The organism is Methylobacterium sp. 17Sr1-1 (genome assembly GCF_003173775.1).
GTDB lineage: Bacteria > Pseudomonadota > Alphaproteobacteria > Rhizobiales > Beijerinckiaceae > Methylobacterium.
In genome coordinates this window covers 4,357,937-4,371,347 of record NZ_CP029552.1, presented here as the reverse complement: position 1 = coordinate 4,371,347, position 13,411 = coordinate 4,357,937, and the positions used below count along the sequence as shown (strand labels likewise).

The following is a 13,411-nucleotide window of genomic DNA, read 5'->3' as shown; positions in this document are numbered from 1 at the left end:
CGCCGTGGCCCCGAAGCCACGTCTCCGCAGGAGAATCGCGGTTCTCCGGGCGCATGGGCCTGCCGGACCCGCAAGCCGGGCATGCGCCGGCAGCCTCAGCTTTCGGCGAGGCTCAGTTCGCGTCCTACGGCTCGATGGTTGGTCCGGCGCAGATCGAGGCGACGGTGACGGCCCGAGGGGCGGTTCGTGAGGCACTCAAGCCAGCGCGCAAGCCACCGCGAACAGCGCCAGACCCACCGCCATCCAGGTCACGTAATCGCCCACCAGCCCGCTATGCAGGGCCTGCAGCCCCCGGAAGCCCGCCCGTTCCACCCCGGTGAGCCGCCGCATCGCCCGTGACACCGCGCGGCGACGCGCGAGGGCGAGGGCCAGGAAGCCGAGCGTCAGGCCGATCGGCGCGAGATTGCCGAGTTCGGCCGGCGGCAGCACCAGGGGCGGCGCTGCCGGATCGGCGAGGCGTGCCGCCGCGGCGCCGAGGAACGGCGCCGCGGCATCGTAGGGCGTGAGCGCCAGCGCCACGAGGGTGAGCGCCGGCAGGGCCATCAGCCAGAGCGGGCGGTCGGGCTTCTCGCGCTCGCGCTCGGTCGGGGCGAGGAGCTCCGGCCCGGGCACGCCGCTGGCGCGCAGGAAGATCCGGGCGGTGGCGCGCAGCACAGCGGCGCCGGTGAGCGCGGTGGCCAGCGTCGTGCCGGCGGTGACGAGCGGGCCGGCCCCGTGCTCCATCAGCCCGGTCGCGCCGTGCATCAGCCCGAGCGGCAGCCCACCGAGGAGGAGGCCGCCGAGCGCCATCGCCAGGGCCGGCGGCCACAGGCCCCGGCCCCGGCCATACAGCACGATCTCGTCGGCCGATTGCCGCAGGGCGAGGAGCGTGCCCGCCACCATGAACAGCGCGCCCTTCACCAGGCCGTGCCCGACCACATACAGCAGCAGGCCCGCGATCGTCGTGCCCGTATCGGCCGCGAGCGCCGTCAGCATGATGCCGAGATGCGCGATGGTCGAGAAGGCGAGCAGCCGCTTGAGGTGGCGCTGGGCGAAGGCCGTCAGGCCGGCGATGAGCGCGGTGGCCAGACCGAGCCACAGCATCAGGTCGTGCACCAGCCCCATGACAGTGGGATTGCCGGCAAAGACCTGCGCCACCAGCTTGGCAAGGCCGAACAGGCCGAGGCTCACCATCGCGCCTGAGAAGATCACCGAGACCGGGCTCGGCGCGACCGCATGGGCGTCGGCGAGCCAGAGGTGGAACGGCAGGATCGCCGCCTTGGTGAGAAGGGCGCTGGCCACCAGCACGAACCCGCCGGTGACGACCGGATCGCCGCCGATCCCGGCGACGATCCGGCTCATGGCGGCGAAGTCGAGGGTGCCGGTGCGGGCGTAGAGCAGCCCTGTTCCCGCAAGCATCAGGAAGCTCGCGAGCGCATTGGTGATCGTGAAGTTGAAGGCGCCCTCGAGCGCGCTGCGGCCAAGCGGGTAGGCGGTGAGCGCGAAGGCCGCGACGCTCATCAGCTCGAACCAGACGAACAGGTTGAACAGGTCGCGCGTAAGGCAGAAGCCGACCATCGCGGCGAGGAAGAGCAGCATCAGCACCTGGAAATGCGCGTGCTCGGCGTCGAAGTAGCCCCAGGCGAAGACGAAGGTGGCGGCAAATAGCAGGCCGCAGAAGGCCGCGAGGGCGGCGCTCGCCGGATCGGCCTGGAAGCCGATGCCGAGCACCACGCCCGGGCGTTGCGCAGCGTCGGGCGTCCAGCCGCCGAACCAGTGTCGCACCGGTCCATCGAGGCTGTGGCGCGCGAGCCAGGTGCAGAGGGCGGAGACGGCGAGCGCGGTCAGGATCGCCACGACCTTCGGCAGGCGCGGCGGCAGCCAATGGGCGAGGCCGAGCATCAGCGTCGCGATACCGAGGGGCAGCAGCACCGCGGCGGGGAGGGCGGCGTCGGGATTCACCGGCTGGACCGCTCGGGCGTGGATGCGGGCGGGCGCAGGGGGCGCAGGGCCTGCGGATCGAGGGTGTGGCGGCGCTTCTGCACCTGGACGGCGATGGCCAGCAGCAGCGCCGACACCGCGGCGCCGACCACGATGTCGGTGAGCACCAGCGCCTGCACGATCGGGTCGACCGCCGGCGTCCCGGGGGGATGATCGTAGAAGATCGGCGGCCCGGCGCCGTTCACGAAGCCGAGGCCGAGGAGCAGCACGTAGGTCGCCGACTGGCACACGGTGAGGCACCCGACGAGGTGCACGGCATGGCGCGAGGTGGCAAGGCCGTAGAGCCCGATCCCGAACAGCCAGGCGGCCACGAACCAGGGCAATGCGCTCATCGGCCTTCCTCGTCGGGCACGGGATCGTGGTCGGGCGCGCGGGTCTCCTCCATGAATTCGAGGAGCAGGAGCCCGAAGCTGCCGGTCACCGACAGGGCGACCGCGGCGTTGACCACGATCATCAGCCCACCGGAATAGAGGTCCTTGAGGGTGCCGAAGGGCAGGATGTTCTCCAGGGCCGGTCGGCCCATGACGAGCGGCACGGCCGCTGCCAGCACGTAGAGCAGCGCGCCGCCGCCCTCGAGCAGGGCGAGCACCGGCCCGCGCACCAGCGCCCGCCACACCGCGTAGCCTTCGCCGAGATAGAGGAGGAGCAGGCTTGAGGCGATGATCACCCCGCCCTGGAAGCCGCCGCCCGGCGTCGTCATGCCGTGGAGCGCGACGGAGAGGCCCAGCAGCAGGGTGAGCGTCGCGGTGATCCGGCAGGCGAGCACCGTCGCGTCGGCGCGCGGGATCACCGGGCGCCCGGGCACGTGGCCCGCCCGCTCGGCCCCGCTCTCGCCGCGGGCGCCGCGCAGGAGCACCGTCGCGCCGGTCACGGCGCAGAGCAGCATGCATTCCTCGCCCAGGGTATCGATGCCGCGCACGTCGAAATTGACCGCCGCCACCATGTTGGTGACGTGGCGCAGCTCCGGCAGCAGGGCATTCACCGCCTGCCCGTAGGGCGAGGTAGGGGCGCCTAAGCCCGGCAGGGCGAGGGCGACGTGGATCACGGCCGGGGCCAGCGCCAGGAGGGCAAGGCAGAGGATGACGAGGCGAAGCCGCACGCTCATCGCCCGACCCGGTCCGTGGCGATGGCGGCAAGCGCGACCAGGAACAGGAACGGCGTCACCGCCGTACCGACGGCGATCTCCGACAGGGCGACGTCGGGTGCCTGCAGCGCGAGGAACAGCAGCCCGAGGACGAGGCCGTTGCCGGCGAGCGCGTAGACCTGCCGCCTGGGGTCGCGGGTGATCACCACGAGCCCGCCCGAGAGGGCCGCGAGGATCAGGAGGCCGGCGACGAGCCCGCTCATCGCCGCTCCCCGTCGCGGATGTGCAGCGCGTGGCCGGTGACGTGCGAGAGGACTGCGCCGACGAGGAGCGTCGCCAGCCAGATCACGGTGCATTTCAACGCTCGCGGCGAGAGCCCGTCGGTCAGCCAGGCGGCCAGGACGAGGGCCGCACCCCCGGCGACGTTGACGAAGGTGACGGCATGCAGGCGCTCCAGGGGGGTCGTGAGCCGCCAGAGCGCCAGGGCGGAGATCCAGGCAGCAAGCACCGCGAGGGCGAGGCAGAGCCCGACGAGGGCGCTCACAGCCAACGCTCCTGGAACATGGCGAAGAGCAGGGTGCCAGGAAGCGTCAGTACCGTGAGGACGAGCCCGAGGTCGATCGCGGCCGGCTGGTCGAGGGCGAAGCTCATCACGACGAGGAGCAGTAGCGCGACCGAGGTGGCGAGCTGCACCGCAACGAGGCGGAAGGCGAGGGCGCCACGGGCCGCTGCCGCGACCGCGAGGCCGAGGGGCGGCAGAAGCGCCAGCGCGGCGGCGAGCCAGAGCTCCGTCATGCCAGCCACAGCGGATCGGCCGGCGGGGGCGTCTCGCCGAGTGCGTGGATCAGCGCCTCGTCGCGGCCGGGATCGGCGCGCAGCACGAAGCTGTCGGGCGCGAGCGAGGCGAGGAGCAGGGCCCCGGCCCGCCTGGCCCGCTCGGCCGGCTCGTCCTCCGGCCCGCGCCGGAACGGCCGGCGGTGGGCGTGACCCAAATGGGTGCCGACGAGAATGACCCGCGTCAGCGCGGCGCCGGTGCGCAGGGTCGCGGGCCCCAGGCCCCAGAGCGCCCGGCCCCAAGGGGCGAGGTGGGCGCGCGAGAAGCGAAAGTGCCGCTTCGCGCCGGTGCGGATCCGCCCGGCCCACGCCGTCACAAGGCTCGCTACGACGATCCCGGTCGCGATTTCGTGGGTGCTGGCTTCGCCGGCGAGCAGGAGATAGAGGGCGAGCGTGCCGAGCCAGGCGAGGGTGCTGCGGAGCATCGTCGGACGGATCCGGTGTCGGTTGGGGGTTTAACGCCTTCGAAGCTCTCGCGTTCGTTGGCTCGTGCCGGACGAATGTCGCCAGCGGTGCGAGCTGGTTGAGGGGCAGCACCTGCGAGGAGGGGAGGTTGCCCCAGAGCCGGTCCCCACTCTGGGATTGCCCCGTTTCGGTTCTTGCTCATTCTGCGTGGATAGCGGTGGATTGACCCGGGCCGCCGATGGGCAGGCCCGCTCTCCCCGTCGCGGAGAACATGGATGTCCCCCCCTCGCCAGCCCCGAGTGCCGTGTCGCGCGGTTCGTCGAGCAGCATGAGGATCACCTCGTCATTCCGTTGCGGCTGGACGCAGCCAGCGGCCGCTGCCCCGAATGCGGGCGTGCGAGCCGGTCCGTCCATAGCCGCGACCAGCGCCATCCCGCCGACCTGGCGCTGTCGGCCTCGCGGGCCACGCTGCGCATCGAGGTGCGGCGGTTCGACTGCCTCAACCCGGACTGCCAACGGCGGACCTTCGCCGAGACGCCCCTGACCCTCCTCGCGCCGCGCGCCCGGCGCACGCGGCGGCTTGGCGAGGCGCCGGCCAGGGTCGGCCTCGCCTGCGGCTGTGCAGGCGGCGCGCGTCTCCTCGCGCACCTCCACATGCCGGCCAGCCGCGGGACCGTGCTGCGGCTCGTCACCCGCCTGCCGATGCCCGACGCGCCGGCTCCCATCCGGGTCGGGATCGACGACTGGGCGATCCGCAAGGGCAGCCGCTACGGTACGATCGTCGTCGACCTCGACCGTCAGCGCGTGATCGACCTCCTGGATCGCAGCGCGCCCACGCTGGCCGGATGGCTCGAACGCCACTCCGGCGTCGAACTCGTCGCCCGGGATCGTTCGACCGAGTATGCCCGAGGTGCAAGCCTCTGCGCTCCCCAGGCGCAGCAGGTCGCCGATCGCTGGCACCTGCTCTGGACGCCTGATCCACGCAAAATGAGCAAGAACCATCCGGGGCAATCCCACCCGACAGGCTCTCGCCTTGGCAGCACGAAGGTCGGTGGTCGCAAGGCTGCGCACCAGTTCCTGCAGGCGCGGCCTCGGTCTGAGCGTGTCCGGCACGCGGCGCCGAAAATGGAATATTCGTCCCCTAAGGACGACGTTGGCGTTGGACCCCACTCCGCTCCCTCGCCGCCCGGGCGGGCGGCCTGTGTAGCAGCGGGCTCACTCCGCAGGGCGCCTGCGCGAGATCGTGAGCGTTCTGAATGGGTTAGATGAAAAGGTGGCTGGGGCGCCAGGATTCGAACCTGGGAATGGCGGTACCAAAAACCGCTGCCTTACCGCTTGGCGACGCCCCAACGCGCGGCTGGCGCTTCCATAGCCGGGTGGGGCGGTGCTGGCAACCGGGGCGTTGCGTGTGCGGGGCATTGCGTGTGCGGGGCGCGGGCGGCGGTTGGAGGGGCTTTCGGGCTCGTGTATGCCGAGCCCTGCGAACGGTGCGGAACGCCGCAGCCGTCAAGGACCGGACGGCGCGAAGCGCCGCAACGATCACCGACAAGGGGAGGAGAGGGCCGATGAGCACGCAGAAGGTCGCGCTGGTGACCGGGGCCGGTTCGGGGGTGGGCCGCGCGGTGGCGCTCGGGCTGGCGGATGCCGGCTACGACGTGGTCCTGTCGGGGCGCCGTCCCGAGCCGCTGCAGGCGGTCGCCGCCAAGATCGAGGCCAAGGGCCGGCGCGCGCTCGCCCAGCCGACCGATATCGGCGACGAGGCCTCGGTGGGCGCGCTGTTCGCCCGCGTCGAGGAGACGTTCGGCCGCCTCGATGTGCTGTTCAACAATGCCGGCATCGGCGCGCCGCCGGTCGAGCTCGACGAACTGCCCGTCGCGACCTGGAAGGCGGTCGTCGACACCAACCTCACCGGCGCCTTCCTGTGCACCCAGGGCGCGTTCCGGCTGATGAAGAAGCAGCAGCCGCGCGGCGGGCGCATCATCAACAACGGCTCGATCTCGGCCCACGTGCCGCGGCCGTTCTCGGCGCCCTACACCGCCACCAAGCACGCGATCACCGGGCTGACCCGCTCGACCTCCCTCGACGGGCGCGCCCACGACATCGCCTGCGGCCAGGTCGATATCGGCAACGCCGCCACCGACATGACCGTGCGCATGCAGGCCGGCGTGCCCCAGCCCGACGGTTCGACCCGCCCCGAGCCGACGATGGACGCCAAGCACGTCGCCGACGCGGTGGTCTACATGGCGAGCCTGCCGCTCGACGCCAACGTGCAGTTCATGACCGTGATGGCGACCAAGATGCCGTTCATCGGCCGCGGCTGACGCGGGCAGGGCTTCCCTCGGGACGCCCGGGGCCTCTGGCCCTCCGGCGCCGGCTTGGGGTAGAGAGGCGGCGTGGACGCTGACGCGGCGCCCGCGCCTCCCCATATCGGGGATTCACCTCCTCACCGACGACCGGGCCCGACGGACCCGAGACGGCAAACCCGGGTCCGGGCCAGACACCTCCCATGCTGATGCAGACAGACGCCTCGCGCGCCCCCGCCGATCCGGTCGCCCGGCGCCGCACCTTCGCGATCATCTCGCACCCGGATGCCGGCAAGACCACGCTGACCGAGAAGCTGCTGCTGTTCGGCGGCGCGATCCAGCTCGCCGGCGAGGTCAAGGCCAAGCGCAACCGCGTCTCGACCCGCTCGGACTGGATGGGCATCGAGAAGGAGCGCGGCATCTCGGTCGTCACCTCGGTGATGACCTTCGAGTACGGCGACTGCGTCTTCAACCTGCTCGACACGCCGGGCCACGAGGACTTCTCGGAGGACACCTACCGGACGCTGACCGCGGTCGATTCCGCCGTGATGGTGATCGACGCGGCCAAGGGCATCGAGGCGCGCACCCGCAAGCTGTTCGAGGTCTGCCGCCTGCGCGACATCCCGATCGTCACCTTCGTCAACAAGCTCGACCGGGAATCCCGCGATCCCTTCGACCTCCTCGACGAGATCGAGAAGACGCTGGCCCTCGACGTCGCACCCGTCACCTGGCCGATCGGGCGCGGCCGGAGCTTCGCCGGCACCTACGACCTGCTGCGCCGCCGGGTCCGCCGGCTCGACGCGGCGGACGATGCCGGCACGGTGCCGGTGTCCGGTCTCGACGACCCGCTCTTCGACACCCTGCTGCCGGAGGCCGGCGACGCCGCGACCTGGCGCGAGGAGGCGGAGCTGGCGGAAGGCGGCTGCAAGCCGTTCGACCTCGAGGCGTTTCGCGAGGGCCACCTGACCCCGGTCTTCTTCGGCAGCGCCTTGCGCAATTTCGGCGTGCGCGACCTGATCGACGGGCTCGCCGAGGTGGCGCCGCCGCCGCGCGGCCAGGACGCCGACATCCGCGCCGTCTCGCCGACCGAGCCGAAGATGACCGGCTTCGTGTTCAAGATCCAGGCGAACATGGATCCGAACCACCGCGACCGCATCGCCTTCATGCGGGTCTGCTCCGGCAAGCTCAGCCGCGGCATGAAGGCGCGGCTGGTGCGCACCGGCAAGCCGATCTCGCTCTCGGCGCCGCAATTCTTCTTCGCCCAGGACCGGGCCATCGCCGACGAGGCCTATGCGGGCGACGTGGTCGGCATCCCCAACCACGGGACTTTGCGCATCGGCGACACGCTGACCGAGGGCGAGGAGTTGCTCTTCCGCGGCGTGCCGAGCTTCGCCCCCGAGATCCTGCGCCGGATCAAGCTCACCGACGCGATGAAGGCCAAGAAGCTGCGCGAGGCGCTGCAGCAGATGGCCGAGGAGGGGGTGGTGCAGCTCTTCCTGCCGCAGGACGGCTCGGGCGCGATCGTCGGCGTCGTCGGCGCGCTGCAGCTCGACGTGCTCAAGGAGCGGCTCCAGGCCGAGTACGGCCTGCCGATCGATTACGAGCCGACCCGCTTCACCATCTGCCGCTGGATCGAGGCGGAGGACCAGGCCGAGCTCGACAAGTTCATCGGCTCGCACGGCTCGTCGATGGCGAGCGACCTCGACGGGGCACCGGTCTACATGGCGACCACCGGCTTCTCGCTGCGCTACGAGGAGGAGCGGGCGCCCGCGATCCGCTTCACCGACGTCAAGGACTACCAGAAGCGGCGGGCCTGAGGCCCGCCCGGGGCCCGCCCCGTGGCAGGGGCGGCGCCGGGGGTCTTCAGAGCTTGCCGAGCAGCGGGAAGTCGACGTTGAGGCTCGAGATCGGGCCCACCGGCGTCTCGCGCTTGCGCGGCCGGCCGTTGAGCACCTGCTTCAGCTTCGTCTTCAACAGCGACAGGTCGAACGGCTTGAGGATGAAGGCGTCGGCCCCGGCGAGGTGGGCGACGTTGATGTCCTCGAAGCTGAACGAGGTCTCGGTGAGGATGAACGGCATGTTCATCAGCTGATCGTCGGCCCGGATCTCGCGCAGGAGCTGGATCCCGTCCATCGGCTCCATCTCGAGGTCGGAGATCACCAGGCCGTAGCGCTTGGTCCGCAGCTGCTCGAGCGCCTGCGTTCCGTCGACCACGCCGTCGACTTCCGGGAAGCCGAGGCGGCTCATCAGTTCGGTCACCAGGCGGACGAGTTTGACCTGGTCGTCGACGATCAGGATCGGAGGTGCTTCGCTCATCGGAACCAGCCAGCGGAATGAGGTTTCATGACGGATCACCGGGGGCTCCCGGCGGCCCCCTGACAGGCGCCTCGCGAAGATCGGTGGCCGGCTTCGCGGTATGGCCTGCGACGAAACAAGAACCTGAGCGGACGACGCGAGTGGCTCCTCGAAGCCCGGCGCGGGCCGCTCAGACGAACAGATGGTCGATACCCTGCTTGGCCATGGTGTCGGCCTGGAGGGCCTGAGCGAGGGCGTGGATCGTGCTCGCCTTCGGGGTGCCGCGCTGGAGCATCGGCGCCAGGTTGGCCTTCTGGAACAGGGCGTCGTTGGCCGGCGTGCGCAGCACGTAGGCGAACGAGGTCACGAACTCGCGCTTGGCGATCTCGCGCCACTCGACGATGTGCACGTCGCGGTGGCGGATATCCCCGCCGATCCGCTGGAACGTCTCCTGCACCGACATCCGCTCCCCTTCGAGGATCTGGATGAAGTAGCCCTGATCGACGATCAGGATGCTGGTGATGACCGAGAACTCGTTCTTCTTCTGCGCGTGCCGGGCGATGTCGGTGACCTGGCGCGCACGCTCGCGCGGCTCGGCGGAGAGCTGGGCGCGCGAGAAGTAGATCAGGTGAATGAGGCTGCTTCGCTTGCTCGTGCGCATGTCCCTGGTCCCATCGCGGTCCAGAAGGGCAGCTAAGGGCAAGAGCTTCAACAGCGCGTAAACACGACCCCTCGCATCCCACGGCAGATTTTGCCGCAAGGGACCGACGGCACCCGGCGGGTTTTGCCGCGCGGGGTCCATAGCCTCCAGTAAAATCAAGGGCTTGGGCCTTGGCACACGGCTTGCGGATCCTCCCTCCGAGTGATCCTGACGGGATTTCCGGAGAGCTGGGGAAGATGGACGTTTTCAGCGCGCTGCAGACCTCGGTCTCGGGCCTCAAGGCCCAGGCCTTCAGCCTCGAGAACATCTCGGGCAACATCGCGAACTCGCAGACCGTCGGCTACAAGCGGATCGACACCGACTTCGTCGACATGCTGACCGAGCAGCCGGCCAAGCAGCAGGCCGCCGGCGGCGTCGCCGCCTTCTCGCAGCTGACCAACAGCCTGCAGGGCGGCGTGGCGGCCACCGGCGTCTCCACCAACATGGCGCTCAGCGGCGACGGCTTCTTCACGGTCCAGACCGCCGGGAGCAACGGCGGCGGCACGCCGACCTTCTCGGGCACCAACCTCTACACCCGCCGCGGCGACTTCTCGGTCGACCGCGACGGCTACCTCGTCAACGGCGCCGGCGCCTATCTCACCGGTCAGAGCCTCGACCCGGCGACCGGGCAATCGACCGGCACCGGGCCGATCAAGGTCTCCGACGCGACCCTGGCGGCGAAGCCGACGACCAGCATCGCCTACGCGGCGAACCTGCCGAGCACTCCGACCACCACCTCGGGCTCGTCGCTCCTCGCCACGCTGCCGGGCGGCGATCCCCGGGTGCTCAGCGGCACCGCGACGACGGCCCCGACGGTCGCGGCGTCCGACTCGGCCGCCTTCGTCAATTCCAGCGTCGCGGGCGGCGAGCTCACGGCCTATTCGGGCACCGGCACCCCGGTGAGCGTGCAGATGCGCTGGGCCAAGGTCGCGAATGCCGACGCGACGGCCGGCACCGGCGACACCTGGAACCTGTACTACGCCAACCAGACCGCCACCGGCAGCACCGCGGGAACCTGGCAGAACGTCGGCACCGCCTTCACCTTCAACGGCAGCGGCCAGCTCACCGCGCCGACCGGGACCAGCCTCAGCATCCCCGACGTGACGGTGAACGGGACCAATCTCGGGGCGGTAGCGCTGAACTTCGGCACCGGCGGCCTGACCCAGTACGGCTCGTCGACCGGCCAGGTCACCACCAACACCCTGCAGCAGAACGGGTACGCCGCCGGCACCCTCAACTCGCTCGCGGTGACGAGCGACGGCAAGCTCACCGGCACCTATTCCAACGGCAGCAGCGTGGCGCTGGCGCAGGTCGGGGTGGCGCGGTTCAACGCGCCCAACGCCCTCAAGGCGGTCTCGGGCGGCAACTACGCCCAGACGGCGGAATCCGGCGAGCCGCTGACCGGGCTGTCCGGCACCACGATCATCGGCGGCAACGTCGAGCAGTCGAACACCGACACGGCCGGCGAGTTCTCCAAGCTCATCGTCACCCAGCAGGCCTACTCGGCCAACACCCGGGTGATGTCGACCGCCCAACAGATGATGTCCGACCTGATCAACGTCATCCGCTAGGGCAGCGTCTCGTCGCATGGCCTTGGGGTCATGCTTCAATTTATCGGTTTCGTCGCTTCGATTGCAACGGACCGTTAGTCACTTTGGCGAATACTACAAAAGGTAGGTTTCGCGAAGTGAGATCGTCGGGTTCGCGGCAAAAGGCGGCGGGCACGACAGCAATCCGGGCGGAAGCGCATCGGCGTGCCGATGCGGGTCCGCCTCGCGGCGGGCCCTCGTGCTCCGCCGCCCCGGACCCGTTCGGCCGCAAAAGGCGGCCCGGCCGGTTCCGGCCCGCCCGCGAGATGCCGGCCCGCGCGAGCCAGCCCCAAAACGGGGCGCGGCGGCGCGACCCGGCTCTCACCTTCCCAGCCGGAATATCGACCGATGTCGCTCAACGCCCTCAACACCTCGACCGCCGGACTGCAGGTGACGCAGGCGGCGATCGGCCTCGTGTCGCAGAACGTCGCCAATTCCGGCACCGCCGGCTACGTCAAGCGCGTCCTCACGCCCGTCTCGACGCTCGGCAATTCCGGCGTCGCCACCGGCACGATCAGCCGCACCCTCGACGCGGTCTCGCTCAAGCAATTGCGGCTCGAGACCGCGGGGGCGTCCTATACCGGGCTGTCGGCCAAGGTGCAGGGCCAGCTGGACGCGCTCTACGGCACCCCGGGCAGCAGCTCCGCCCTCGACGGGGTGATGAACAGCTTCACGCAGTCGCTCCAGGCGCTGACGAGCGACCCGACCTCCGCCGCCTCGCGGGCGACCGCCGTGAGCGGCGCCCGGACCGTCGCCACCACGATCTCCGGGATCGCGCAGGGCGTGCAGGACCTGCGCACCGGCCTCGAATCGCAGCTCGGCGGCGACGTCGCCGCGGCGAGCGCGCTCCTGTCGCAGGTCGCCGGCCTCAACGGCAAGATCGCCGGCGCCTCGACGAGCGATCCCGGCACCGCCGACCTCCTCGACCAGCGCGACCAGGCGATCAACACGCTGTCGCAATATCTCGACGTGCAGGTGAGCGACCAGCGCGACGGCTCGGTCACCCTGCTCACCGCCTCGGGCGCGACGCTCGTCGACCATACGGCCGCGGCGAGCCTGTCCTTCGACGGCCGCGGGACGTTGAGTGCGCAGGCGCAGTTCTCGGCCGATTCCAGCACCCGCGGCGTCGGCACCGTGACGGCGACGACGCCGGCGGGCGCCAAGATCGACCTCGTCGCCACCGGCGCGATCCGCTCCGGCTCGATCGCCGCCGCGGTCTCGTTGCGCGACGACACCCTGGTCCAGGCGCAGCGCCAGCTCGACGACCTCGCCTCCGGCCTGTCGCGGGCGCTCAGCGACCGCCCGGTAACCGGCAAAGCCGCGTCCGACAACGGGCTCACCGGCTTCGACATCGATCTCACCGGGCTCCAGGCCGGCAACGCCGTGACGCTCGGCGTGCGCAACGCCGCGGGGGTCTCCCGCAACCTGATCCTGATGCCGACGTACGGCGCGGCGCCCGATCCGATCGATCCGGCGCTCACCGACGACCCGACCGCCCTCGTGGTGCCGGTCGACATCTCGGGCGGATCCTCGACCTTCGCCGACAAGATCGGCGCGGTGCTCGGCAGCGGCTTCACCGTCACGGCCACGCCCGGCGGCGCCGCCGGCGCGGTGCGGATCCTGTCGGATCCCGCGAGCCTCGCGCTCACCGGCGCCGGCGCCTCGGTCACGGTGCCGAGGAGCGCGTCCGACACGAAGACCGGCAGCGGCCAGCTCGCGCTGTTCGTCGATGCCGGGGCCGGCAACGGCGTGTTCACCGGCTCGTTCGAGGGCGGCTCGCACCTCACGGGCTTCGCCCAGCGCCTCGCCGTCAACCCGGCGGTCGCCGCCGATTCCTCCACCCTGGTGGATTACTCCGGCGCCACGGGCTCCGGCGACACCGCGAGGCCGCAGGCCCTCGTCGACGCGCTGACGAGCGGCACCCGGACGTTCTCGGCGGCAAGCGGCATCGGCGGCGTGAGCGCCCCGCGGGTCGCCACGGTCGTGGGCTTCGCCCAGTCGGTCGTCGATGCCCGCGGCGCGGCCAGCGCCGAGGCGCAGCAGCTCGACGAGGGCCAGCAGATCGCCCTGTCCTCGGCCCAGAGCCGGTTCTCCAAGGAATCCGGCGTCAGCGTGGACGAGGAGATGTCCCGGCTGATCCAGCTCCAGACCGCCTACAGCGCCAATGCGCGGGTGCTGACCGCCGCCCGCGACATGCTCGACACCCTGCTCCGGATCTAGA

Annotated in this window: 13 protein-coding genes, 1 tRNA gene and 1 pseudogene; 5 read left to right on the top strand and 10 right to left on the bottom strand. The window is 71.0% G+C overall.

Annotated elements, in window-relative coordinates; all coding sequences use genetic code 11:
- Positions 1–195: 195 nt before the first annotated feature.
- Genes DK412_RS19730 through DK412_RS19700 form a run of 7 tightly spaced genes read right to left on the bottom strand, consistent with a single transcriptional unit; the run spans position 196 to position 4,323 of the window.
- Positions 196–1,941: a proton-conducting transporter membrane subunit gene (locus DK412_RS19730; protein ID WP_245447107.1), complete on the bottom strand. Its 1,746-nt coding sequence runs from the start codon at positions 1,939–1,941 to the stop codon at positions 196–198.
- A complete protein-coding gene (locus DK412_RS19725) occupies positions 1,938–2,312 on the bottom strand; it encodes a sodium:proton antiporter (RefSeq protein WP_109973328.1) in 375 nt (124 codons plus the stop codon). Before DK412_RS19725 ends, DK412_RS19730 begins: the two co-directional genes overlap by 4 nt.
- Positions 2,309–3,085: an MnhB domain-containing protein gene (locus DK412_RS19720; RefSeq protein ID WP_109973327.1), complete on the bottom strand. Its 777-nt coding sequence runs from the start codon at positions 3,083–3,085 to the stop codon at positions 2,309–2,311. Before DK412_RS19720 ends, DK412_RS19725 begins: the two co-directional genes overlap by 4 nt.
- Complete coding sequence (locus tag DK412_RS19715; protein WP_109973326.1) at positions 3,082–3,327, bottom strand: hydrogenase subunit MbhD domain-containing protein; 246 nt, start codon at positions 3,325–3,327, stop codon at positions 3,082–3,084. Before DK412_RS19715 ends, DK412_RS19720 begins: the two co-directional genes overlap by 4 nt.
- Positions 3,324–3,608, bottom strand: a complete 285-nt coding sequence (locus DK412_RS19710) for a monovalent cation/H(+) antiporter subunit G (RefSeq protein WP_109973325.1) — start codon at positions 3,606–3,608, stop codon at positions 3,324–3,326. The genes DK412_RS19715 and DK412_RS19710 overlap by 4 nt, the downstream gene beginning before the upstream one ends.
- Positions 3,605–3,859, bottom strand: a complete 255-nt coding sequence (locus DK412_RS19705) for a monovalent cation/H+ antiporter complex subunit F (protein WP_109973324.1) — start codon at positions 3,857–3,859, stop codon at positions 3,605–3,607. Before DK412_RS19705 ends, DK412_RS19710 begins: the two co-directional genes overlap by 4 nt.
- Entirely contained in the window at positions 3,856–4,323 is a 468-nt protein-coding gene (locus DK412_RS19700; RefSeq protein WP_109973323.1) for a hypothetical protein, read from the bottom strand. Before DK412_RS19700 ends, DK412_RS19705 begins: the two co-directional genes overlap by 4 nt.
- Positions 4,324–4,648: 325 nt before the next feature.
- On the opposite strand from DK412_RS19700, the pseudogene DK412_RS31080 reads away from it, so the two are divergent.
- Positions 4,649–5,269, top strand: a pseudogene (locus tag DK412_RS31080) (ISL3 family transposase); the annotation flags it as partial.
- Between the two features lie 308 nt (positions 5,270–5,577).
- On the opposite strand, the gene DK412_RS19690 reads toward DK412_RS31080, so the two are convergent.
- Positions 5,578–5,652 (bottom strand) — tRNA-Gln (locus DK412_RS19690).
- 216 nt (positions 5,653–5,868) lie between these two features.
- Here DK412_RS19690 and DK412_RS19685 point away from each other — a divergent pair.
- Entirely contained in the window at positions 5,869–6,624 is a 756-nt protein-coding gene (locus tag DK412_RS19685) for an SDR family oxidoreductase (RefSeq protein WP_162596251.1), read from the top strand.
- Positions 6,625–6,809: 185 nt separating this feature from the next.
- Positions 6,810–8,423 (top strand): peptide chain release factor 3, encoded by a 1,614-nt coding sequence (locus DK412_RS19680; protein ID WP_109973320.1) that lies wholly within the window; start codon positions 6,810–6,812, stop codon positions 8,421–8,423.
- Between the two features lie 46 nt (positions 8,424–8,469).
- On the opposite strand, the gene DK412_RS19675 is transcribed toward DK412_RS19680, so the two are convergent.
- Positions 8,470–8,922 carry a response regulator gene (locus tag DK412_RS19675; RefSeq protein ID WP_109973319.1) on the bottom strand — a complete coding sequence of 151 codons (453 nt, stop codon included), beginning with the start codon at positions 8,920–8,922 and terminating at the stop codon, positions 8,470–8,472.
- Positions 8,923–9,091: 169 nt separating this feature from the next.
- Positions 9,092–9,562 (bottom strand): BLUF domain-containing protein, encoded by a 471-nt coding sequence (locus DK412_RS19670; RefSeq protein WP_109973318.1) that lies wholly within the window; start codon positions 9,560–9,562, stop codon positions 9,092–9,094.
- Positions 9,563–9,798: 236 nt separating this feature from the next.
- Between DK412_RS19670 and DK412_RS19665 the strand changes: the two genes are divergently transcribed.
- Positions 9,799–11,172 carry a flagellar hook-basal body complex protein gene (locus DK412_RS19665; RefSeq protein WP_109973317.1) on the top strand — a complete coding sequence of 458 codons (1,374 nt, stop codon included), beginning with the start codon at positions 9,799–9,801 and terminating at the stop codon, positions 11,170–11,172.
- Positions 11,173–11,538: 366 nt separating this feature from the next.
- Positions 11,539–13,410: a flagellar hook-associated protein FlgK gene (gene flgK / locus DK412_RS19660; protein WP_109973316.1), complete on the top strand. Its 1,872-nt coding sequence runs from the start codon at positions 11,539–11,541 to the stop codon at positions 13,408–13,410.
- The last annotated feature ends 1 nt before the right edge of the window (position 13,411 follow it).

What these genes read in the sequence shown, in the direction of transcription:
- DK412_RS19725 (WP_109973328.1), bottom strand. Translation starts at nt 2,312, where the DNA reads ATGAGCGCATTGCCCTGGTTCGTGGCCGCCTGGCTGTTCGGGATCGGG.
- DK412_RS19720 (WP_109973327.1), bottom strand. Translation starts at nt 3,085, where the DNA reads ATGAGCGTGCGGCTTCGCCTCGTCATCCTCTGCCTTGCCCTCCTGGCG.
- DK412_RS19715 (WP_109973326.1), bottom strand. Translation starts at nt 3,327, where the DNA reads ATGAGCGGGCTCGTCGCCGGCCTCCTGATCCTCGCGGCCCTCTCGGGC.
- DK412_RS19705 (WP_109973324.1), bottom strand. Translation starts at nt 3,859, where the DNA reads ATGACGGAGCTCTGGCTCGCCGCCGCGCTGGCGCTTCTGCCGCCCCTC.
- DK412_RS19700 (WP_109973323.1), bottom strand. Translation starts at nt 4,323, where the DNA reads ATGCTCCGCAGCACCCTCGCCTGGCTCGGCACGCTCGCCCTCTATCTC.
- DK412_RS19685 (WP_162596251.1), top strand. Translation starts at nt 5,869, where the DNA reads ATGAGCACGCAGAAGGTCGCGCTGGTGACCGGGGCCGGTTCGGGGGTG.
- DK412_RS19680 (WP_109973320.1), top strand. Translation starts at nt 6,810, where the DNA reads ATGCTGATGCAGACAGACGCCTCGCGCGCCCCCGCCGATCCGGTCGCC.
- DK412_RS19675 (WP_109973319.1), bottom strand. Translation starts at nt 8,922, where the DNA reads ATGAGCGAAGCACCTCCGATCCTGATCGTCGACGACCAGGTCAAACTC.
- DK412_RS19670 (WP_109973318.1), bottom strand. Translation starts at nt 9,562, where the DNA reads ATGCGCACGAGCAAGCGAAGCAGCCTCATTCACCTGATCTACTTCTCG.
- DK412_RS19665 (WP_109973317.1), top strand. Translation starts at nt 9,799, where the DNA reads ATGGACGTTTTCAGCGCGCTGCAGACCTCGGTCTCGGGCCTCAAGGCC.
- flgK (WP_109973316.1), top strand. Translation starts at nt 11,539, where the DNA reads ATGTCGCTCAACGCCCTCAACACCTCGACCGCCGGACTGCAGGTGACG.